The sequence below is a fragment of the Pseudomonas sp. HY13-MNA-CIBAN-0226 genome, from assembly GCF_040310305.1.
Taxonomy (GTDB): Bacteria; Pseudomonadota; Gammaproteobacteria; order Pseudomonadales; family Pseudomonadaceae; genus Aquipseudomonas; species Aquipseudomonas gregormendelii.
In genome coordinates, this window is the sequence record NZ_JBEOPS010000551.1 from 1 (window position 1) to 242 (window position 242).

Annotated in this window: 1 protein-coding gene; it reads left to right on the forward strand. The window is 65.7% G+C overall.

Features of this window, described 5'->3' with window-relative positions; all coding sequences use genetic code 11:
* Positions 1–242 (forward strand): aminotransferase class I/II-fold pyridoxal phosphate-dependent enzyme (locus AAEZ05_RS29865; protein ID WP_350650260.1); only part of this gene is annotated, 242 nt, incomplete at both ends.

Genomic DNA, 242 nt, shown 5'->3' on the forward strand with positions numbered 1-242 from the left:
GCTCGAAGACCTCAACGCCCTGCCGCCGCAGTCCATCGTGGTGCTGCACGCTTGCTGCCATAACCCGACCGGCGTCGACCTCAGCCCGGCCGACTGGCAAAACGTGCTGGACGTGGTCAAGGCCAAGAACCTGGTGCCGTTCCTCGACATGGCCTACCAAGGCTTCGGCGACGGCATCCACGAAGACGCCGCCGCGGTGCGCCTGTTCGCGGAATCGGGCCTGACCTTCTTCGTGTCCAGCT